Origin of the sequence: Microbacterium sp. PM5, from assembly GCF_003293595.1 — a bacterium.
Classification (GTDB): domain Bacteria; phylum Actinomycetota; class Actinomycetes; order Actinomycetales; family Microbacteriaceae; genus Microbacterium.
The window spans coordinates 2,419,891-2,440,256 of sequence record NZ_CP022162.1; the positions used below are offsets into that span (position 1 = coordinate 2,419,891).

Annotated in this window: 20 protein-coding genes; 12 read left to right on the forward strand and 8 right to left on the reverse strand. The window is 70.5% G+C overall.

Annotation, left to right across the window (positions count from 1 at the left end; all coding sequences use genetic code 11):
* The first annotated feature begins 76 nt into the window (after window positions 1-76).
* The 4 genes from CEP17_RS11555 (at window position 77) to CEP17_RS11570 (ending at window position 4,929) form a co-directional block, all read left to right on the forward strand.
* A complete protein-coding gene (locus CEP17_RS11555) occupies window positions 77-496 on the forward strand; it encodes an SRPBCC family protein (RefSeq protein ID WP_036287065.1) in 420 nt (139 codons plus the stop codon).
* A 43-nt stretch (window positions 497-539) separates the two neighbouring features.
* The gene (locus tag CEP17_RS11560) at window positions 540-983 is read left to right on the forward strand and encodes a MarR family winged helix-turn-helix transcriptional regulator (RefSeq protein WP_112932345.1); all 444 of its coding nucleotides are present in this window, start codon (window positions 540-542) and stop codon (window positions 981-983) included.
* A gap of 173 nt (window positions 984-1,156) precedes the next feature.
* On the forward strand, window positions 1,157-3,385 hold the full coding sequence (locus CEP17_RS11565) for a glycosyltransferase family 2 protein (RefSeq protein WP_112932346.1): 2,229 nt from the start codon (window positions 1,157-1,159) through the stop codon (window positions 3,383-3,385).
* The gene (locus CEP17_RS11570; protein ID WP_162722446.1) at window positions 3,382-4,929 is read left to right on the forward strand and encodes a carbohydrate-binding protein; all 1,548 of its coding nucleotides are present in this window, start codon (window positions 3,382-3,384) and stop codon (window positions 4,927-4,929) included. Before CEP17_RS11565 ends, CEP17_RS11570 begins: the two co-directional genes overlap by 4 nt.
* Here CEP17_RS11570 and CEP17_RS11575 read toward each other — a convergent pair.
* The 8 genes from CEP17_RS11575 to CEP17_RS11610 all read right to left on the reverse strand — a co-directional run bounded on the left by CEP17_RS11575 (window position 4,896) and on the right by CEP17_RS11610 (window position 13,583).
* A complete protein-coding gene (locus CEP17_RS11575) occupies window positions 4,896-7,040 on the reverse strand; it encodes an ATP-binding protein (protein WP_162722447.1) in 2,145 nt (714 codons plus the stop codon). The two genes, CEP17_RS11570 and CEP17_RS11575, sit on opposite strands and share 34 nt — an antisense overlap.
* The gene (locus CEP17_RS11580) at window positions 7,033-7,821 is read right to left on the reverse strand and encodes a response regulator transcription factor (RefSeq protein ID WP_239498518.1); all 789 of its coding nucleotides are present in this window, start codon (window positions 7,819-7,821) and stop codon (window positions 7,033-7,035) included. Before CEP17_RS11580 ends, CEP17_RS11575 begins: the two co-directional genes overlap by 8 nt.
* Complete coding sequence (locus CEP17_RS11585) at window positions 7,818-9,047, reverse strand: Dyp-type peroxidase (RefSeq protein WP_112932350.1); 1,230 nt, start codon at window positions 9,045-9,047, stop codon at window positions 7,818-7,820. Before CEP17_RS11585 ends, CEP17_RS11580 begins: the two co-directional genes overlap by 4 nt.
* The gene (locus tag CEP17_RS11590; protein WP_239498519.1) at window positions 9,047-9,640 is read right to left on the reverse strand and encodes a copper chaperone PCu(A)C; all 594 of its coding nucleotides are present in this window, start codon (window positions 9,638-9,640) and stop codon (window positions 9,047-9,049) included. The genes CEP17_RS11585 and CEP17_RS11590 overlap by 1 nt, the downstream gene beginning before the upstream one ends.
* The gene (locus CEP17_RS11595; protein ID WP_239498520.1) at window positions 9,637-10,230 is read right to left on the reverse strand and encodes a copper resistance CopC family protein; all 594 of its coding nucleotides are present in this window, start codon (window positions 10,228-10,230) and stop codon (window positions 9,637-9,639) included. Before CEP17_RS11595 ends, CEP17_RS11590 begins: the two co-directional genes overlap by 4 nt.
* Before the next feature lie 108 nt (window positions 10,231-10,338).
* Complete coding sequence (locus CEP17_RS11600) at window positions 10,339-10,971, reverse strand: hypothetical protein (RefSeq protein ID WP_112932351.1); 633 nt, start codon at window positions 10,969-10,971, stop codon at window positions 10,339-10,341.
* Window positions 10,972-11,012: 41 nt separating this feature from the next.
* Entirely contained in the window at window positions 11,013-12,584 is a 1,572-nt protein-coding gene (locus CEP17_RS11605; RefSeq protein ID WP_036321219.1) for an amino acid permease, read from the reverse strand.
* 63 nt (window positions 12,585-12,647) lie between these two features.
* Complete coding sequence (locus CEP17_RS11610; RefSeq protein ID WP_036321221.1) at window positions 12,648-13,583, reverse strand: LysR family transcriptional regulator; 936 nt, start codon at window positions 13,581-13,583, stop codon at window positions 12,648-12,650.
* 119 nt (window positions 13,584-13,702) lie between these two features.
* On the opposite strand from CEP17_RS11610, the gene CEP17_RS11615 reads away from it, so the two are divergent.
* The 8 genes from CEP17_RS11615 (at window position 13,703) to CEP17_RS11650 (ending at window position 20,362) form a co-directional block, all read left to right on the forward strand.
* Window positions 13,703-14,422 (forward strand): SDR family oxidoreductase, encoded by a 720-nt coding sequence (locus CEP17_RS11615; RefSeq protein ID WP_112932352.1) that lies wholly within the window; start codon window positions 13,703-13,705, stop codon window positions 14,420-14,422.
* Entirely contained in the window at window positions 14,419-15,132 is a 714-nt protein-coding gene (locus tag CEP17_RS11620; RefSeq protein ID WP_112932353.1) for an SDR family oxidoreductase, read from the forward strand. The genes CEP17_RS11615 and CEP17_RS11620 overlap by 4 nt, the downstream gene beginning before the upstream one ends.
* Before the next feature lie 51 nt (window positions 15,133-15,183).
* Window positions 15,184-16,056, forward strand: a complete 873-nt coding sequence (locus CEP17_RS11625) for a transporter substrate-binding domain-containing protein (protein ID WP_112932354.1) — start codon at window positions 15,184-15,186, stop codon at window positions 16,054-16,056.
* A gap of 90 nt (window positions 16,057-16,146) precedes the next feature.
* Window positions 16,147-16,932, forward strand: a complete 786-nt coding sequence (locus tag CEP17_RS11630; protein WP_275427284.1) for an amino acid ABC transporter ATP-binding protein — start codon at window positions 16,147-16,149, stop codon at window positions 16,930-16,932.
* A 1-nt stretch (window position 16,933) separates the two neighbouring features.
* Entirely contained in the window at window positions 16,934-17,596 is a 663-nt protein-coding gene (locus CEP17_RS11635; RefSeq protein WP_036321228.1) for an amino acid ABC transporter permease, read from the forward strand.
* Complete coding sequence (locus CEP17_RS11640) at window positions 17,593-18,240, forward strand: amino acid ABC transporter permease (protein WP_112932355.1); 648 nt, start codon at window positions 17,593-17,595, stop codon at window positions 18,238-18,240. The genes CEP17_RS11635 and CEP17_RS11640 overlap by 4 nt, the downstream gene beginning before the upstream one ends.
* Window positions 18,237-19,070, forward strand: a complete 834-nt coding sequence (locus CEP17_RS11645) for an aspartate/glutamate racemase family protein (RefSeq protein ID WP_112932356.1) — start codon at window positions 18,237-18,239, stop codon at window positions 19,068-19,070. Before CEP17_RS11640 ends, CEP17_RS11645 begins: the two co-directional genes overlap by 4 nt.
* Window positions 19,067-20,362: an NAD(P)/FAD-dependent oxidoreductase gene (locus CEP17_RS11650; protein ID WP_112932357.1), complete on the forward strand. Its 1,296-nt coding sequence runs from the start codon at window positions 19,067-19,069 to the stop codon at window positions 20,360-20,362. The genes CEP17_RS11645 and CEP17_RS11650 overlap by 4 nt, the downstream gene beginning before the upstream one ends.
* Window positions 20,363-20,366: the final 4 nt, after the last annotated feature.

The following is a 20,366-nucleotide window of genomic DNA, read 5'->3' on the forward strand; positions in this document are numbered from 1 at the left end:
CGTTGATCACGAGCACCGGGAAGGCCCGAATGTCACGGCACTTGACATCCGCATAGTAAGCGCGCATATTAAATCCATGATAGAACTCGCTGCCGCCGTCCGCACCTCCTCCGCCGCGCCCGCAGACTACTTCGCGCGATGGATCGACCACGCGTCATGGCCGGAGTGGTCGCCCGACACCGAGTGGGTGCGTGTGGAGGGCCCCGTGCGCGCCGGCACACGGGGCGTATTGAAGCCGGTGGGCGGCCCGAAGACCCGGTTCACGATCTCCGAGTGCGAGCAGGACCGCGTGTACACCGACGTCAGCAGCGTGCCGGGGGCACGCCTCACGTTCCGACACACGGTCGAGTCCGCGCCCAATGGGTCCACGCTCACCGTCCGCGTGTGGATGACCGGTCCCCTCGCGCGGGTGTGGGCGCGGACGGCCTTCAAGGGGTTCTCGGTCTCGGTCCCGGAGGATCTCGATCGTCTCATCGCACTCGTCGAGACCCCGTGACAGAGTGGCTCTCGGTGCCGATCGAGGAGGCGAAGAACGACTCATGACAGCGGGGTTGCACACGCGATTCGAGTCCGATGACGCCAGCCCGGGATTCATGCTCTGGCGTGTCACCAATCGGTGGCAGGCGGTGATGCGCCGCACGCTCGCACCGTTCGACCTGACGCACGTGCAGTTCGTGCTGCTCGCCGCCCTCACCTGGCGAGCCGATCCTGAAGGAACCACCCAGGTCGACCTCGCCCACACCGTGCGCACGGACCCCATGATGGTCTCGCAGGTGCTCCGCGCGCTGGAAGCAAAGGGGCTCGTCGAACGGCGCGTCGACCCCGCTGACGCCAGGGCGCGGCGCGTGCTGGCCACCGCTGCAGGGGAGCGCCTGGCGAGGGCGGCCAACAGTGCGGTCGAAGCCGCAGACGACGACTTCTTCGGTGCGGATTCCGGCCTGCCGATGCGGCTCATCGAGCACCTCTCGCGCCTGGATCGGTAAGGCAGCTTTCGTCGAGTGCCGCGGGAAACCACCGATTCCGGTGGTCGAAACGGCCGCGCCGAGGCAGCCGCTGCGGGCACGATGGCGCTTAACGTGACCGACCTGGGACTTGTCGGCCGCGTCGCCGCGGCGACTCCCCGACGCCTCGGCCCCCCGTCGAAGGAACGTCGACCATGACCTCAGACACTGCCGTCACCCGCGCCCGTCGCCGACAGCGCGGCACCGATCGCGACGCGACCCCGCAGCCCGCCACGCACGCGCGCCCTTCCACAGCCCGCATCGCGCGGTCTCGGGTCGCACTGATCTCCTGCGTGGTGCTGTGGATGCTCTACCTCGCCACGGTGATCGTCGCCCTCTCGCGCGGCGGTGCGCTCGTCGACGCCACCCAGCTGCTGGCCACAACCGTGTTCCTCGTCTCGGTGACCGCACTCACTTTCTCGGCCTGCATGTACCTGCTCGCGCGGGCGGGCGCGCTCCCTCGTCTCGCGGCGCATCGCCACCCCCGCCGCATCGCGATCGATGAGCACTACTCCGACCACGAGCCCCTGCTGACGGCGTTGTTGCCGTCGCGGCGCGAGGATCCCGACCTCGTGCGGATGGCGCTCTGGTCCGTGGCGCTGCAGGAGTTCCCGCGGCTGAACGTCGTGTTGCTGCTCGACGACGACCCCGAGCCGATCGACGATGCGGCGCGCGCGGGGTTGGAGGGATGCCGCGCCCTGACGACGGAGCTGGATGCCGCGCTGCGCCCGGTCTTCGAGCGCGTGGATGCCGCCGCCGCCCGCATTCGCTCGGGCGCGCTCTCCCCCGCCGAGGCGACGGAGGTCGTGATGCGCGAGCACGCAGCGTGCGCGCGGTGGCTGCACGCACGTGCCGACGAGGCGCCGACGCGGACGCACGTGGAGGTCTTCTTCGTCGAGCAGGTGCTGCGACGGCTGGCATCCGATCTCGACGCGACCGCCGCGGCGCTGCTCGAGGCCGCGGAAAGCGGTGCAGCGCCTCTGACGCTCGCCCGTGCTCATCAACTCGCGAGTCGTCTCGTGCGGGTCTTCGGAGCCGAGACCTCCACGTTCGAGCGCCGGCGCTATGCGTCGTTCTCGCACGTGCCCAACAAGGCCATGAACCTGAACTCCTACCTCGGCCTCATCGGCGGTCGCTACCGGGAACGGGTCGTGGATGGGCGCCGTGTGCTCGAGGATGCCGGGACAGGACGCAGCACTCTCGAGGTGACCAAGCCCGACTTCGTGCTGACGCTGGACGCCGACTCGATGCTGCTGCCGGGATACTGCGCGACGCTGGTGCACGCCCTCGAGCAGCCGGAGAACGCGCGCGTGGCGGTGGCTCAGACGCCCTACTCGGCCTATCGCGGAGCTCCGACGCGGCTCGAGCGCATCGCCGGGGCGACCACCGACCTGCAGCACATCGTGCACCAGGGCCTCACGGCATTCGGGGCCACATTCTGGGTGGGCGCGAACGCCGTGCTGCGCTGGCAGGCTCTGGCATCGCTGCGGCGTGAGACGGTGGAAGACGGCACGCGCATCGCGCGATACATCTCCGACCGGACGGCCATCGAGGACACCGAGTCGAGCATCGAGATCGCCGAACACGGCTGGACGCTCATGAACTACCCGGAGCGCCTCAGCTACAGCGCCACACCGCCCGACTTCGGCTCCCTCGTCATCCAGCGCCGCCGCTGGGCGGACGGCGGACTGCTGATCATCCCGGCCCTGCGCGCCCTCGTGGCTCGCCGCCGCCGGGACGGCGAGCCGATGCGCGTGGCCGAGCGGCTGCTCCGGTTGAACTACCTCGGTTCGATCTCGTGGGTCACCCTGGGCCTGCTCGCCGTGCTCACGCTCTACCCCATGGACGGGCAACTGGTCACCCTCCTGCTCATGCTCATCGCACTGCCCTACTTCGTCGAGATGGCCTCGGATCTGCGCCTCCTCGGCTACCACCGGCGGGACATCGTCGCCATCTACGGACTCAATCTCCTTCTGCTGCCCGTCAACCTCGCCGGCAGTGCGGCGTCGGTGCTGCAGATCCTCACCGGGCGCAAGGCACGGTTCGCGCGGACGCCGAAAGTGTCGTCGCGCACCCGCGTGCCGGCGTTCTTCGTCCTGGCGCCCATGGCGATGGTGCTCGTCGCCGGCGCCGTCGGCGTGCGCGCGGGCACGGCCGGGGCGTGGGGGACCGCGGTGTTCGCGGGCTTCACCGCGGTCGCGACGCTGTGGGCGATCGTGCGCCTCATCGGGGTGCGTGCCGCGGCATCCGATCTCTGGTTCGCGTGGATGGACTGGATCTGGGTGGAGAAGAAGGATGCCGCCGCGCCCGCCCTCGTCACCTCGCCGCGGTGGGCCGTGGTGCTCGACGACGGTCCGCGCGAGGCGATCGGGGCGCTCTCATGAGCCCGGTGCACGCGCCCCGGCGCTCGCGATTCGCCGGACGAGAGCTGTCGTTCGGGCGGCTCGCTCTCAGCGTGGCCGTCGTGGTCGCGCTCGGGCTCGGCGCGACCGCGGCCGCCGTCGTGCCGACGCTGCCCCCGACGGTGACGGGCGCCGATGCCGCCCACCGCTGGTTCGCGCCGTACTACGACGTCACGCTCGAATCCGGTGATGAGCTTTCGCGCAGCACGATGGATGCCGCACCCGGCGGACTGGTGCTCGCCTTCGTCGTCGCGGCGAGCGACGACGACTGCACGCCCACGTGGGGGCGGACATACACCCTCGACGACGCCGCACAGCGCTTCCAGCTCGATCGTCGCGTCGAGCGGATGCACCGAGAGGGGCGCCCGCTCGCGGTGTCGTTCGGCGGCGCCCTGAACACCGAGCTGGCCTCCGCGTGCACGACGGTCGACGCCCTGGCAACGGCGTACGGCACCGTGCTCGACCGGTACGGCATCGACACGGTCGACCTCGATATCGAACGCGACGCCCTCGACGACGCGGCGGCGACGACCCGCCGCGCCGCTGCGATCGCGCTGCTGCAGAAGCAGCGCAGTGCCGAAGGCAGGGCGTTGCGGGTGTGGCTCACCCTGCCGGTCGCCCCCGACGGTCTCACTCCCCAGGGATCCGCCCAGGTCTCGTCGATGCTCGACGGCGGCGTCGAGGTCGCCGGCGTCAACGCCATGACGATGGACTTCAACGCCGACGATCGCACAGCCTCGACCTCCGCGCTCGCGATCAGCGCGCTGAACGCCACCGCGCGCCAGGTCACCGACCTGTGGGGCGCCCACGGTCGTGCCCTGCCGCCGGGCGGGGCCTGGGCGCTGCTGGGTGCGACCCCGATGATCGGCCAGAGCGACATCGAGCGCGAGGTCTTCACCCTCGATGACGCCCGGGCGCTCGCCGCCTTCGCCTCCGCGCAGGGCGTCGCGCGGATGTCGATGTGGTCGCTCAACCGCGACCGCACCTGCGGATCGAACTACCCGCTCGTGCATCGGGTCTCGCCCCTGTGCAGCGGCATCGATCAGGCCGGCGTGAGCTTCGCCGGCATCCTCGCCGACGGGCACACCGGCACGCCGTCGGGGGAGCCCGTCACCCCGTACGACGGCCCGGTCGTCCCCGACGACGCCACCACCAGTCCCTTCCCGTTGTGGACGTCGCAGTCGTTCTACTCGGCGGGGGTGTTCGTGGTCTGGCGCGGCTCGGTCTACGTGTCGAAGTGGTGGAACGAAGACGGCCCCCAGCCCGACGACCCCTCCCTGGATGCCGCGGCCTCGGCCTGGACCTACGTGGGCCCCGTGCTCTCGTCCGACCGCCCGTTCACCCTTCCTCAGCTGCCGGAGGGCACCTACCCGGAATGGTCCGCCGCCGCCTTGTACAACCAGGGCGACCGCGTCATGTACGACGGCAGCGGATACGAGGCACGGTGGTGGTCGCGCGGACAGCGCCCCGATCGATCGGTGCTCGACCACGACTACTCGCCGTGGAAGCTCCTCGACGGGTCGTGACCGCTGACGGCGTCGAACACGTGTGGGCGGCCGTCGACGGCGATGGTCGCCCGCACCGCTCTTCCGTCCGGATGCAGGCGCCCGACGACGTGCCGACGTGCCTCGGCGACGCTCTCGGCCATCCAGCCCACGGCCGCTTCGATACCGTCGTCCGCGCACCCGCCGCTGTCATCGAGCAGAACGACGTCGACTCCGCGCGCACGCGCCGCGGCGACGGCGCTGCGCAGAGGTTCACGTGCCAGCCCGCCGGCTCGGAGGTCATCACGCAGCCGGCCCTCCTGCGCCGCGTACGCGCGGCGCTCTTCGGATGAGGGAGGGCGCCCTTCGGCGATGCGGTTCAACAGCGGGACCACGGAGGCGGCGAGATCGTCGGCGCGTTCGCGCAGTTCGGCACGAGCCGACATCGACCAGCTCTGCCTCTCCGCCGCGGCGACGGCCTCGTGATGCAGCACGACGATGCGGCTCTGCATGCGCGCGATGACGTACAGCATCAGCGCGGCGACCCCGACGACGAGCCCCGGGCGGGTGACCAGCTGGAGGATCTGACCGGCGGCGACGCCCTGCGCGGCTCCTGCCGCGATCAGGACGCCGACGACGAGCGCGGCGCCGACCAGTGCCGTGCCGGTGCGTCCTCGCAGGGCCAGCGGCACGAGCAGGAACGACAGCGCCATCACCGGCCACAGGGTGCCGTAGGTGAGCGGGGCGACGACGACCGTCGCGATCGTCGTGCCGACCACCAGGGCGATGACACCGAACGACCGGGGCCATGACGGCGCCGCGGGCAGCGACCGGCGCAGCAGCTCGGCGGTCGTCAGGATCAGCACCAAGGCCGCCAGCTGCAGGGCCCACGTGTGCGGTGCCATGACCGTCGCGGCGGCTGCGCACAGCCCCTGCAGAACGACGTAGCCCACGCCGATACGGGTCACGCCGCGCCGCAGCGCCGCGGAGTCGGTGACCGCCGCCATCTCGACGCCGACGGCGGGTTTCGCGTACCGCAGTGTGACGCGGGTGCCGACGCCGGGCGCGGAGACGATCTCGGCGGCGCCGCCCGAGAGGCGTTCGATGCGCCCGACGATGCTCTGGCGGATGCCGAGCCGATCATCGCCGATCCGGGCCATCTCGAAGCCGGGACCATCGTCGACGATGTCGATGCGCACGTCGTTCTCCCGTGCGCGCAGATGCACCTGTCGCCGCGCGAGCGGGGCATGCCGGGCGGCGTTGGTCAGCGCCTGTCGTGTCGCCCCCAGCATCGCCGTGGTCACCCCGTCATCGAGCAGGAGGGGGCCGTCGATGTCGCAGGTCAGCTCCGCACCGTGCCGACGGGCTTCCATGACGAGCTCGGCATCCAGGGGGAGAGGCTCGCGTGCGCCGTCGTCGACGAGAGATGTGACCATCGCCGCCGCGCGCCGCGCCTGGACGGCGAGCCGATCCAGCGGAACGGGCAGCTCGGAGGCGGCCAGCACGAGCGTCGCCAGCACCTCGTCGTGGACGAGGGCGGCCGCGTGCGTCCGCGCCGCCAGGCGGCCCCGCTCGGACGACTCGCGGGCGGCGGCGGCACGCCGCTCGGCCGCGGCGGCGTCCAGCCCGGCGCCCACCGACAGCACATGCCCGCCCAGCACGCAGACCACGGCCGCGGTCAGCAGGGCGTGCGAGTCGTTGACGATTCCGTCCAGATCGAAGCCTCCGAACGTGAGACGGTAGGCGACTCCCGCGAGGGTCCCGATCGCCAGGGTGGCCCACGCCGCACGCGGACCGAAGGCGACGAGAGCGCAGGCCGTCGCGGCGCTGGAGGCGGTCAGCACCCATGGCATGCGCTCCACCTCCGACATCGCCGCTGCCGGGGCGAACAGGATGACCGTCGCCCAGAACAGCACCGTCGCCGCCCCCGCCGTACGGCGCAGCATCCGGGTGCTCAGCAGGGGAGAGGCCGCCCCGCCCACGATGGTGGTGGCGGCCGCGGCGATCACGACGATCAGATACCAGAGGGGGAGGACGGGGTGTTCGCGGGCCACGACGGTGACGTTGAACGTGCCGACGGCGGCGACCATCGCCCCGCTGGTGGCGAGCAGCACCCGCCGAGCCGCCCGCTCCGCGGCATCCGTGTCACTCACGCCGTGGCACCGGCACGTAGCCGTCTTCGAGGCCCCGCTGATACAGCTCGACCTTCGTCGCGGCCGGGCGCCCCAGCTGGTGGTAGACCGAGCGGATGCGACGGAGGTGATCGTTGACCGTGTTCTCGGAGATGAACAGCCGTGTCGCGACGTCCCGCGCCCCCAGCCCCGAGGCGTACAACGCCAGGACCTCGCGTTCGCGTGCGGTGAGGGGGGCGCCCTCCAGCAGGGGATCGGTGTCGAGCGCTGAGGCCCATTCCGCCGTCGAGACGTGTTCGCCGCGCGACGCCGACACGATCGCGGTCAACAGGCCCGCCGACGGTGCCGACTTCCTCACGACGCCCCGGATGTCGGCGCGTGAGGCGGCGCGCACGAGGTAGGGGTCCTCGCCCGAGGTCAGCACGAGGACCTGGGCGCCCCACCGGCGCAGCGCCGCGACGTTGTCCGCGGGATGAGTTCCGTCGCGCAGGCTCAGATCGAGCAGCACCAGACCGGCGCGCGGCGAACGACGCACCAGCTCGTCGACCGTGCGGGCGTGACCGACGAAGACGACGTCGGATGTCGCGGCGAGGAGGTTCTGCACCGCCATCGCGACGAGCTCGTGGTCGTCGACGACGGCGACGGATGCCGCATCCACCATCCCCAGGACACCTCTCTTCGAGCCGACCCCCCGGCGGTGGATGTGCCGCACCTCGCGCCGCTCCAGAATAGGGGCACGACGCGAGGCGCGCGCCGTCGATTCCGCATTATTACCGGTGGGCTCGCGGCGGCGTCCCCTCACGCCAGCAGTGTCTCGCCGATGTACCCGCCCGGCTGGCATCCCGGAGGGATGGCGAACACCGCCGACCCGATCGGCGTCGTCCACTCGTTGAGCAGGTCGAGCTCGTCGAGCCGCCGCTGGATGGGCACGAACTGAGCGTCGACGTCGGCCTGGAACGACACGAAGATCAGTCCGGAATCGGAGACGTCTCCCCCTGCCGGTCGCTCGTCGTAGTTGTAGCCACGACGGAAGATCCGCTGTCTCGCATCATCGGGCCGCGAGCGACGCATGTGAGAGAACTCGGGGATCACGGGGAAGCCGATCGGGGTCTTCGCGTCGAAGTCGGGCTCGTCGTGCTCGGCCGTGCCGGTGAGCGGCGCGCCGTTGGACAGGGTGCGGCCGACGGAGTCCTCTCGACCCGGGCGGTCCAGCTTGTCCCACTTGTCGAGGTCCATGTGGATGCGGCGGACGACCGCGCCGGTGCCGCCGGCCAGCCACCCCGCATCCGACCAGACGACCTCGTCGAAGTGCGTCGTGCCGGGTTGCGGGTTGGCGGTGCCGTCGACCTGACCGAACAGATTGCGCATGGTGGTGCCGGGAGCGACCGTGCCGTACGCGCGACGGAACCCCTGCTGCGTCCAGCGGACCTGGGCGAAGCTGCGCGCGTCCTTCAGCAGCATGCGCGTCGCGTGGGCGACGGTCAGCGGGTCGTCGCCGGCGATCTGCAGCAGCAGGTCACCGTGGCTGAACTCGTCGCGCAGGCGGTCGATCCCGAACGGCGGCAGCGGCCTCAGCCATGCGGGCCCCGTGCCCTGGGCGCGAGCGACGAGGCCCGGCCCGAAGCCGAAGGTCACGGTGAGTCGCGCCGGTGCTGCGGCGAGCTCCGGTTCGGAGTCGGCGAGGGCGGGTGAGCCCTGGGTCAGCCGCCCGGCGTCGTCGGACAGGACGCGCAACAGGCGCCGCAGCCCCTCGCGGTCGACGTCGGCACGAAGATCGAGCGCGACGAAGGTGGCGTGCGCCTGGGCGTCGGTGTCGATCCCGGCCTGATGCACGCCGTGGAACGGCACGACATCCGCGCCGTTGAGCGGGACGGATGCCGCCGCCGGCGGGCCCGCGGGTGCCGTGGAGGTGAGGGCGAGGTCGACGCCGATCGCAGCGGCGGCGCCGACACCGGCGACAGCCCCTCCGAGGAGGAACTGCCGCCGGGTCGACGACGGTCGACGCGCGCCCTGTTCGGGCGCCGCCATCAGTGGCTCGGCGTCGTCGAGGGAGTGGGGCTCATCTGCATGTCCCCGCCCTGATAGTTCTCGTTCGCGCCGGAGTAGTCCTTCACCGGCGCCGAGAACTCCGTGGTCGAGCCGTCGGAGAACGTCAGAGTGAAGGTGGCGTCCTCCCCGGCTTTCAGAGGAGCGGTCAGGTCCATCAGCATGATGTGATTGCCGCCCGGCTGGAGCACGAAATCGCCCCCGGCCGGAATGACGAACCCGCCGCTCTTCTCCTTCATGACCATGGCGCCCGACGCATCGGCGACGGTCTCGTGCAGCTGCAGCATGGACGATGCCGGCGAGGTCGCCGACACGAGAGTGATGTCCGTCTTCGAGTCGTTGTGGAGAGTGCCGAAGGCGGCGGACATGCCGGAGTCGGCCGCCTTGACCCACGCGTCGGAGATCGTCACGGCGGCGCCGCTGGTGTCGGCGGCGCTCGCCGACGTCGAGGGGGTCGATCCCGCCGACGGGGTCGTGGTGGCGCACCCGGCGAGCGCCAGCAGGCCGACGCTCAGCAGAGCGCCGGCGCGCGCGGCGACGGTCAGGCGGGTGCGGGTGGTGGTGTGGATGCTCACTGTGAAGTGCCTTTCTTACGGCGGAGGAGATGGAAGGCGGCGTAGGCGGCGACGGCGATGATCGCCCCGCCCGCGCCGACCAGGAGGATGCGGATGATCCCCTGGTCCTCTCGTGCGCTCTGGTCCTGTGGGGTGGTGTCGGCGGTGGCGGCGTCCGATGCTGCGCGCGTCGCCGGCGTGGCGACGGGTGTCCGCGTCAGCGGCGCCGCGCCTCCGATCGTGAACGGGACGACTCCGCTGATCGGATGGCCGTCCTGCGAGACGACGCGCCAGCGGATCTCGTATCCGCCGGCGGGCAGAGCCGGAACGAGCGGCACCGACACCACGCCGTTGTCGACGGCGGGTGCGGCCGCTGCCCAGTCCTTCCCGGCGCCGTCGGCGACGATGACGGCCGCGCCGATCGTCAGCACGTCGGCCGAGAAGGTGAGCGTCACCTCCGTCGGCGCGCTGTCGAGTGCCGCGCCGGGGCTCGGACTACTCGCCAGCAGCTCGTCGTGAGCCGCGGCCGGCGCAGCGGGCACGAGCACTGCCGCGGCCGCCAGGGCCGCGGCGAGAAGGGCCGCTCGCAGATGAAAACGGGACGACGACACAGCACACCACCGATCGATCGCACGCCGATGCAGAGACGTCCGGGTGGACGACGCGTCGGCGCGCACGCGGATCCCCGCCCGGACTTCGCGTCACGGGCGGGACAGGGATCAGAGCGCGAGAGTCAGGGGCGGGCCGCGGCGCCGATCATCCCCGACATGCGCCGCGGGGCGGACGATCCAGCCGATCGTCTCGGCCAGGAGGGGGACCGGAAGAGCGGTCGGGGGCAGCGCGGCGGCGCGCGCAGCGATGCGTCGCGCCCAGGCGCGGATGTCGGCCGCGAGCGTCAGCAGCGCCCGGGCGGCACGTTCGCCGCGGTAGAGCAGCGCCACGGTGACGATCGCAGCGATAGCGTGCAGCGCCCACATGGCCGGGTCGGCGCACAACGCGGAGAGGAACCCCGCGGCCGGCGCGGTGGTCGCGGCATCCATCCCGAGGCTCATCGCGCCGTGATCGTGATGCGACATCGCGGGCATCGCTGCCGTGGGCGCGACCGCGCCCATGACGAACAGCGTGTGGAACAGCGCCTGGCTCAGCACCACACTTGCGCCGAGCCGCGCGAAGGAGAGGGAGCGGCCGGCGAGCAGCGTCGATGCCATGAGTGCGAGCAGCCACGGGGCGAGGATGCCGAGCGGCCCCGGAACCGCGCCGCCCGCGACGACGTGCGACAGCAGCGCCGTGAACGTCGCGACGGAGGCGACGATCGCACCCCGCGCGACGCGCGGAGTCCGGGAGCGACGCATGCGCCCAGTCTGCCAGGTCGGCGCCGCGTGCCCCTCCTCGATCAACGGCGCCGCTTGGCCGCCTCTGTCGCCGGGCGCTCGGCGATCACCGGGTAGGTGCCCGTGTAGCCCTCCCGTGCCGCGACGGCGGCCTGGATCTTGCCGCGCGCGGCGAACCAGCCGACGATGAGCGCGGGGATCAGCACGATGAGCGAGGCGAGCACCCATCGGCCGGTCTCCGAGAAGCCCATCGTGACGAGCACGAACGCGAGGAACGCGAGTGTCAGGTATGAGGTGAACGGGGCGCCGAAGAGGCGGAACGAGGGCCGTTGCAGCGTGCCCTGCTTCGCCCACTTCACGAGCTTGAGCTGGCAGAGGATGATGGTCGCCCAGCCGCCGATGATGCCGAGAGCCGAGACCTCGAGCACGATCTCGAACGCCTGCGACGGCCACAGCGCGTTGATGCCGACGCCCGCGAGGGTGATGGCGGCCGTCAGCAGGATGCCGCCGTAGGGGACGCCGTTCTTGCTCATCTTCGCGGTGAAGGCGGGCGCCGAGCCGTTCACCGACATCGAGCGGAGGATGCGACCGGTGGAGTACAGGCCCGCGTTGAGGCTCGACAGGGCTGCGGTCAGCACGACGAAGTTCATGACCGAACCTGCGATCGCGCCGGTCTCGGGCGAGCCGATGTGCGAGAAGAACGTCACGAAGGGCGACTGCCCGGCCTCGTAGGTGCTGAACGGCAGCAGCAGGGACAGCAGCAGGATCGAGCCGACGTAGAAGATCGCGATGCGGAAGACCACCGTGTTGATCGCCTTCGGCATGACCTTCTCCGGGTTGGCGGTCTCACCGGCGGCGGTGCCGACGAGCTCGATCGCGGCGTAGGCGAACACGACGCCGGAGATCGCGAGGAGGGGCGCGACGAAGCCCATGGGGAAGAGGCCGCCGTTCTCGGCGATGACGCTGAAGCCCGTGGCGCCGACATCGGTCGCGCCGTTGAAGATCAGGAAGCAGGTCCCGACGATCAAGAAGATGACGAGCGCGGCGACCTTGATGAGCGCGAACCAGAACTCCATCTCGCCGAACAGCTTGACGCTCACGAGGTTGAGTGAGAGCACGACCACCAGGGCGATCAAGGCGATCGTCCACTGGGGCACCTGCTGCAACGGCTGCCAGTACTGCGCCCAGAACTTCACGTACAGGGCCGCGGCGGTGACGTCCACGATCGAGGTCATGGCCCAGTTGAGGAAGTACATCCACCCCGCGCCGTACGCGAGCTTCTCGCCGTAGAACTCGCGGGCGTACGAGACGAAGGAGCCCGACGAGGGGCGGTGCAGCACCAGCTCGCCGAGCGCGCGCAGGATGAGGAAGGCGAAGAAGCCGCACACGGCGTAGACGAGGATCAGCGAGGGGCCGCTGGAGGCGAGGCGGCCGCCGGCGCCCATGAACAGACCCGTTCCGATGGCGCCGCCGATGGCGATCATCTGAATCTGTCGTGGGCGCAGCGTCTTGTGGTACCCGGCGTCCTCGCTGGAGAAGTCCTGCGCGGCCTCGGTGCGATCTCCCGTCAGCTCGCGCGCGTTCTCGCGGGCATCCTCGGGATCCATGCGCGAGAGCGCCTCGTTGTCCGTCATCCCGCAATCATGGAGGCGGCGTGTTTCGCTCCCGTGGCACGCGCGCACGCGTGTCGTGAAAAATCAGCCGATGGTCGGGGCCGGTGCCGGCCCCTGGAGGCCCGCGAGGATCTGGCGCGCGAGCTCCATGAACGCCGCGGTGGCCGGCGAGATCGATCCTGCGCGCCGGGTGACGAACGCGTAGTGCTCCTCCACCGCGGGCGTCAGCGGGGCCATGTACAGCCCGCGCTCCGCGATCACCGATCGCCCCACGTGGTACGACACGAGGGAGTCGCCGACCCCTTGGGCCGCGAGCTCGAGGGCGTGCGTCTGGAACTCGACTTCGATGATCGGGTCGAGTCGAACTCCCGCCGCTTGCGCCCGCTCGAGCAGTGAGACCCGGAGGGGATCGTCGAGCGACCATCGGGCCTCGGAGAGGATGAGGGGCCGCGTCGACAGGGTCGCGATGTCGATCGGAGCGCGGGTGTGCTCCGGATTGCGCGACACGTACACCACGTGGTCGACGAAGACTCCGGGGATCAGACGCAGTTGTCGGTCATCGATCGGCAACTGGACGATGCCGGCTTCGAGGTCGCCGTTTCGCACCGACTCGGCGACCTCGGAGGAGTTGAGCCCGGTCACCTTCACCTTGACCGCCGGATGCCGGGAATGGAACTCGCGGATGAGATCGGTGAGCAGATACAGGTGCGCGCTGTTGAAGGTGCCGAAGAGCACCGTGCCCTCTTCGAGTGAGCCGACGCGCCTGCCGAAGTCGGCGATCTCGTCCACATCGGCCAGGGTCTTCTCGGCGAGGGGCACGAGCTGCTTGCCCACATCGGTGAGCAGCAGTCGTCGCGTGGTGCGGGTGAACAGACGCACGCCCAGGCTCGCTTCGAGCACCGAGATCTGCTCCGACAGGCTGGGCTGCGCGATGTGGTGCTCGGCGGCCGCCGCCGAGAACGTTCCCAACCGGGCAGCGGTGAGGAAGTACTGCAGCTGGCGCACGGTGGGAGTGGCCACGGAGCCTCCTTTTCATAGGTTTCTCCTCTGTTGACCATAAAGGTTTGAGGATTGTCCTTGGTAGTGCGTCGATGGTCCACTGGTTTTACACGGCCCGACCGACCCGAGGAGACCACCCCATGCAGACCACGACACCGCCGGTCGCCCTTGTCACCGGGGCAGCGAGCGGAATGGGCGCGAGCACGGTCACGCTGTTCCTGGAGCGCGGCTACACCGTGGTCGCCCTCGACGTCGCGTGGCCCGACACCGACGTCGAGCCCGGCGGAGCCCTCCGGCGCATCGTGGCCGACGTCCGCTCCCGCGACGCGGTCGTTGCGGCCATCGATGGGGTGCTGACGGGCGACGAGGGCATCGATGTGGTCGCCAACATCGCGGGCGTCTACCCGCCGACCACCCTCGCGACGTACGACGAGGAGACCTACCGGCGCATCTTCGACATCAACGTGCTCGGCGTGCTCAACGTCATCGCCGCGGCCCGGCCACGCCTGCGTCGCGGCGCCTCCGTCGTGAACTTCGCGTCGGTCGATGCGTTCACGGTTTCACGCGGCCAACTGCTCTACGGTGCGTCGAAGGCTGCCGTCGTCATGCTCACGAAGGCTCTCGCGCTCGAACTGGCGCCCGACGGCATCCGCGTCAACGGCATCGCGCCGGGCTGGGTCGCGACCCCCGGCAACGCGGCGACCGGACGCATGGAGGCCGCCGCGGCGTCGATTCCGCTCGGTCGCGTCGCGACGCCGGAGGAGATCGCCGCCTGGGTCTGGCTCGTGTCCCAGCCCGAATACGGCGCTTTCCTCGACGGGGAGACGATCGTGCTCTCAGGCGCGGACGTGATGCGGTGAGCACCGTCGTCATCACCGGGGCCGCGCGTGGCCAGGGCGCCGCCCATGCCGCCGCCCTCGCCGACGCGGGCTACGCGCTGGTGCTGGCCGACCGCATGGACGACGCCGGACAGAGGGTCGCCGCGGGCCTGCGCGAGCGCGGAGCCGACGCGCGGTACTACTCGCTGGACGTCGGCGACGAGGGCGGGTGGTCCGCGCTGGCCGCTCAGCTCGAGGACGAGGCGCAACCCGTCGTCGGTCTTGTGAACAACGCCGGCATCCTCCGCTACGGCAGGATCGCCGACACCGACTCCGCGACCTGGCTGCTGCACGACAGGGTGAACGCGCTCGGCGCCTTTCTCGGCATCCGCGCACTGGCACCCCTCATGCGCGAGGGAGGCTCCATCGTCAACGTCTCCTCCACCGCGGCGCTGGTCGGGACCGCGGGCTACGCGGCCTACTCCGCATCGAAGGCCGCCGTCATCGCGCTCACTCGCGTCGCGGCCATCGAATACGCGCCGCGCGTCCGCGTCAACGCGATCTGCCCCGGCGGCGTCGACACGCCGATGAACGACGACGAGCCCGTCGGAGGCAGTTCGACCGGTGCCCCCCTGGGACGACGGGCTCGACCGGAGGAGATCTCGCCCCTCGTGCGCTACCTCGTCTCCGATGCCTCGTCGTTCGTCACCGGATCCGTCCTCACGATCGACGGCGGCCTGACCGCCGTCTGACCACAGCCCACCCGAAAACCCACCCAGCACCACTCCAGAAAGCAGGAAGCCATGCCCCGCACCACCCGCGCACGCGCCGCCACGGCGCTCGTGTCCATCGCCTCCGTCGCCGTGCTGCTCACCGGCTGCGCCGGCGCCGCCGCACCCGCCTCCACCGTCGCCTCGGACTGCACACCGAAGCACGCGGGACTGAAGACCTTCACCGCCGGAACGCTCACGGTGGGCGTTCCCGAGAACCTGCCCTACACCCAGACGAAGGGCACCGACGCGTCGGGCCTCGAGATCGACGTCGTCCGCAAGCTCGCGGATGCCGAGTGCCTCGCGCTCGCCTTCGTGCCGATCACCTACGCCAACGGCATCCCGATGATCAGCGAGCAGCACAAGACCGACATGATCACCGGCGGATGGTACGTCACCGCTGCCAGGGCCGAGAAGGTGGGCTTCACCAGCCCGACCTTCTACGACTCGATGGGCATCATCTCCAAGGACGGCATCGACACGGTCACGGGACTGGAGAGCGTCGGCGCCGTCGGCTCGGGCGCCGGCTTCTCGTGGGAGGGCGACATGTCCGGCATCCTCGGCGACAAGTTCAAGACCTACCCCGGTACGGCCGAGATGAAGCAGGATCTGCTCAACGGTCGCATCCAGGCGGCCCTCGACGGCTACGCGGTCGCGACCGTGGCCTACAAGGACACCGGCTTCCAGGTGAAGCCGGCGAAGGAGGACGACCGCGTCGCGATCACCACGTCGCAGCCGATGATCGCCTTCCCCATCGACAAGGACAACAAGGCGCTCTCCGACGCGTTCAGCGAGCTCATCGACGGCTTCCGCGCCGACGGCACGCTCGCGAAGCTCAACGCGAGCTACGACCTGCCCGACTCGCTCATCGTCCCCGCCGACAAGGCGGCGGGCTCCATCCGCTGATCACCGCGGCGGCGGGGGCGCGACCCCGGACGCCCCCGCCGCCCCGATCGACCCCGCCCGCCCGTCCCCCCTCGGACCTGAGGAGACCCCGTGTCCCGACCCCTGATCACGCAGGCCAACGAGCTCGCGATCGCCGGCGTGAGCATCGCCCACCTGTCCAAGAGCTTCGGTGATCACCTCGTGCTCGACGACATCTCGATGACGGTGAGCCCGGGCAGTGTGACCGCGCTCATCGGTCCGTCCGGCTCGGGAAAGAGCACGCTGCTGCGCTGCGTGAACCTCCTCGAGACCCCGGATGCCGGCACCATCACCGTCGGCACGCAGACCGTGACCGCGGGCCGCCGCGTGCCGGATCGTGACCTGCTGGCACTTCGTCGCCAGGTCGGGATGGTGTTCCAGTCGTTCAATCTCTTCCCGCACATGAGTGTGCTGCGCAACGTCGCCTTTCCCCAGGAGAAGATTCTCGGACGCTACCGCGATGAGGCCGAGGCCCGCGCACTGACACTGCTCGATCGGGTCGGCCTCAAGGACAAGGCACACCAGCACCCCGGGCGCTGCTCCGGCGGTCAGCAGCAGCGCATCGCGATCGTGCGCGCCCTCGCACTGAACCCCCGCGCCATGCTGTTCGACGAGCCGACGAGCGCCCTCGACCCCGAGGTCGGCGTCGAGGTGCTCGCGGTGATGCGCGAACTCGCCGAGTCGGGCATGACGATGATCGTCGTCACCCACGAGATGCAGTTCGCCCGCGACGTCGGCGACCACCTGGTCGTCATGGCCGACGGGCGCATCATCGAGGAGGGCGTGCCGAACGAGGTGATGGCCGATCCGCGCGAAGAGCGCACCCGGCGCTTCCTGAGCGCCGTGCTGGAGCGTTGAGATGGGCGGCGTCGACATCTCGGCGGCGATGCTCCTCGTGCTCGCCGGCCTCCCGATGACCCTTCTCGTCACGGCGCTCGCGTATGCGGTCGGGCTCGTCCTCGGCATCCCGCTCATGCTCGGCCTGCGTTCGCGTGTCGCGCCGCTGCGTCTGGCGCTGCGACTGGTCGTGGACATCGTCCGTGGGGTCCCTCCGATCGTGTGGCTCTTTCTCATCTACTTCGGCGTGCAGCTGGGCACGATCCGCTTCGACTCGCTGTCGGCCGCCGTCGTCGGCCTCGGCGTCATCTCCAGCGCCTACCTCGCGGAGATCTACCGCGGCGCATTCGCCACGGTCGCCCGCGGGCAGGGCGAGGCGGCCGCCGCGCTCGGCCTCGGGCGCACGACGACCTTCGTCCGGGTGCTCGCGCCCCAGGCGTTCCGCACGGCGCTGCCCTCGATGGCGACCTTCCTGCTGTCGCTGCTGAAGGACTCGTCGATCGCCTCGACGATCGGTGTCGCCGACATGGTCTTCCAGGCCACGATGTTCGCCCGCCAGAATCCCGCCGTCGCGGGCATCGTTCCCTTCTTCCTGGCCGCGGCCGTGTACCTGGTGGTCTCGATCCCGATCGCGATCAGTGCACGTCGCCTCGACACGCGCCTGCGCACGGGGGTCGTCGCATGATCGATCTCGCCGTCTACCTGCCACGGCTGGGCCAGGGCCTCATCGTCAGCCTGCAGTTGACCGCGCTGTCGGTCGTGCTCGGCTATCTCATCGGGCTGCTCTTCGCGCTCGGCGTGTCGGCCCGACGCGGGTGGGTGCGCTGGCCGTGTCTCGTGCTCGTCGAGGTGGGCCGCGGCATCCCCGCACTGGTGGTCCTCTACATCGTCTACTTCGGGCTGCCCGCCCTCGGAGTGCTCTTCGAGAACCTCTGGGCCGCGGTCATCGGTCTCACGTTCACCGCCGCCGCCTACTCGTCGGAGATGATCCGCTCGGGCATCCAGTCGGTGCCGGCCGGCCAGCGCGAGGCGTCGGCAGCGCTCGGACTGTCGCGCACGACGACCTTCGTGCGGGTCGTGCTTCCGCAGGGCATGCGCGCGTCCATCCCGGCACTGATGGGCCTGGCCATCATGTCGTTCCAGGGCACGTCGCTCGCGTACTCGATCTCGGTCAACGAGTTGATGAGCCAGGCCTACCAGGTGAGCACCATCACCTTCCAGTACCTGTGGGTGTATGCCCTCACCGGTCTCATCTACGCGGCGATCGCCGTGCCCGCGACCTGGCTGTCGGTCTGGGTCGAGCGCCGCCTGAACCGGGGGTACGCGTGAAGACGCTGGTCTGGCTCGAAGCCACCGTCGGCGACGGCGCGCTGGACGAGTTGTGGAGCTTTCTCGCCGACTACGTCGACGCCCTCGCGGCCGGGCGAGTGCGCACCCGCCTCGTGCACGCCGGTGTGGACGCCGGCGGCATCCGCACCGCGCCGAATCGTCTGCTCAGCGACGCCGTCGTTCTCGCTCGCGCCGTGGAGGAGGAGAGCGCCGGCGACATGGACGCGATCGTCATCGGATGCTGGGGTGCGCCGACGCCGTCGGTTCGCGCGGCCGTGTCGGTGCCGGTCACCGGCCTCGCCGAGGCGAGCGTGCGGGCGCTCTCCACCCTCAGTCGCCGCGCGGCCGTCGTCACCGTCGCCGAGAGCCTGACCCCGGTGTTCGCCGACGAGATCCGCGAGCTCGGGGGCGCTCCCGCTTTCCTTGCGCGCCCGGTGCGCGCTTACGCGCCGGATTCCACGCACCGTGACGTGGTGCGCGCCGTCACCGACCCCACCGATCTCATCGGACGCTTCGACGCCGTCGCGCGCCGCGCCGTCGATGACGGCGCGGACGCCGTGGTGGTCGGCTGCGGATATCTCGGCGCGATCTTCGCCGCGCACGGCTACACCTGCGTGGGCGGTGCGAGCGATGTCCCCGTCATCGACCCGAACCGGCTCGCTCTCGAACACGTGCTGCAGCTGCAGCGGCTCGCCGATGCCGGCGTCACCCCCACCGCGCGCGGCTATGTGCGTCCGACCGGACCCCGGAACCACGCCCTTCGAACGGTGGCACGGAGCCTGCTCGGCACCGATGCGACATCCCCCTCCCAGGAAGGAACACCCGAATGACCCGATACTGCGTGATCGGCGCCGGAGCGGCCGGCATGTCGGCCGTCGTCCAGCTCACCCGTGCCGGATACGACGTCGACTGCTTCGAGAAGTCCGAGCGTGTCGGTGGACATTGGAACACCGACTACGACGCGCTCCACCTCATCACCTCGCGCGACATGACCGGGTTCGAGGGCTTCCCCATGCCGGCGGACTATCCCCACTTCCCACGGCGTGATCAGGTGCGCGACTACCTCGGCGCCTATGCGAGCGCGCACGGCCTGTACGAGAAGGTGGTCTTCGGCGTCGCCGTCGTGGCGGTCGAGCCCCGCCCGGCGGACGGACCCGTGGGATCGGCGGGGTGGCGCGTCACGCTCTCCACCGGAGAGAGCCGCGACTACGACGGCGTCTTCGTCGCGAACGGGCATCTGTGGGACCAGAAGGTGCCCGCGATCAGCCGTGACTTCTCCGGCACGCAGGTGCACTCGGGGTCGTACCGCAACACCTCCGACATCACCGGCACCCGCGTTCTCGTCGTCGGTGCCGGCAACTCCGGGTGCGATCTCGCGGTCGACGCCGCCCAGCACCGGCTCGAGGTCGACATCGTCATGCGAGAGGGCATGTTCTTCCAGCCCAAGTCGTACTTCGGCGTGCCCCGGCAGGAAGTCGCGTGGATGGCGCAGTTCTCCCCGACCGAGCAGGACTTCATCGCCCGCATGCTCGCCCGGATCTCGATCGGCGAGGCCAAGGACTACCCCGGTATGCCCGCCCCCGCCGCGACCACGCTCGCCGAGGGCCGGGCCGTCGTCAACGACCTGCTGCTGTACTGGGTGCAGCACGGCCGGGTGCACATCCGACCCGGCATCGAGCGCATCGAGGACACCACGGTGCACTTCGCGGATGGCACGCAGGGGGAGTACGACACGATCCTCTGGGCGACCGGTTTCCACGTCTCCCTGCCGTTCCTCGACGAGGCGCTGCTGGAACGGCGCTCCGCGGTACCGCTGCGCTACGCCGGCGGCATCGTGCCGAAGGGTCTCGAGAAGCTCTACTTCATCGGACTGACGGCACCGCGCGGGCCGCAGCTTCCGATCTACGGAGAGCAGACGAAGCTGGCGATGAAGATGCTGGAGCTGCACGAGAGCGCCCCTGCGGGCTTCGCCCCGGTGGCGGAGTACCTCGGCCGCCTGCAGGAAGCCGACGACCGCGTCGACATCGTGCGGGTCACGTGGTTGGAGCAGCTCGCCGACACGGAGCGGCTGCTTGACGCGTTCGCGTTCTCGCGGAGCGAGTCCGTGGCCGCGGCGGGCTGAGGCG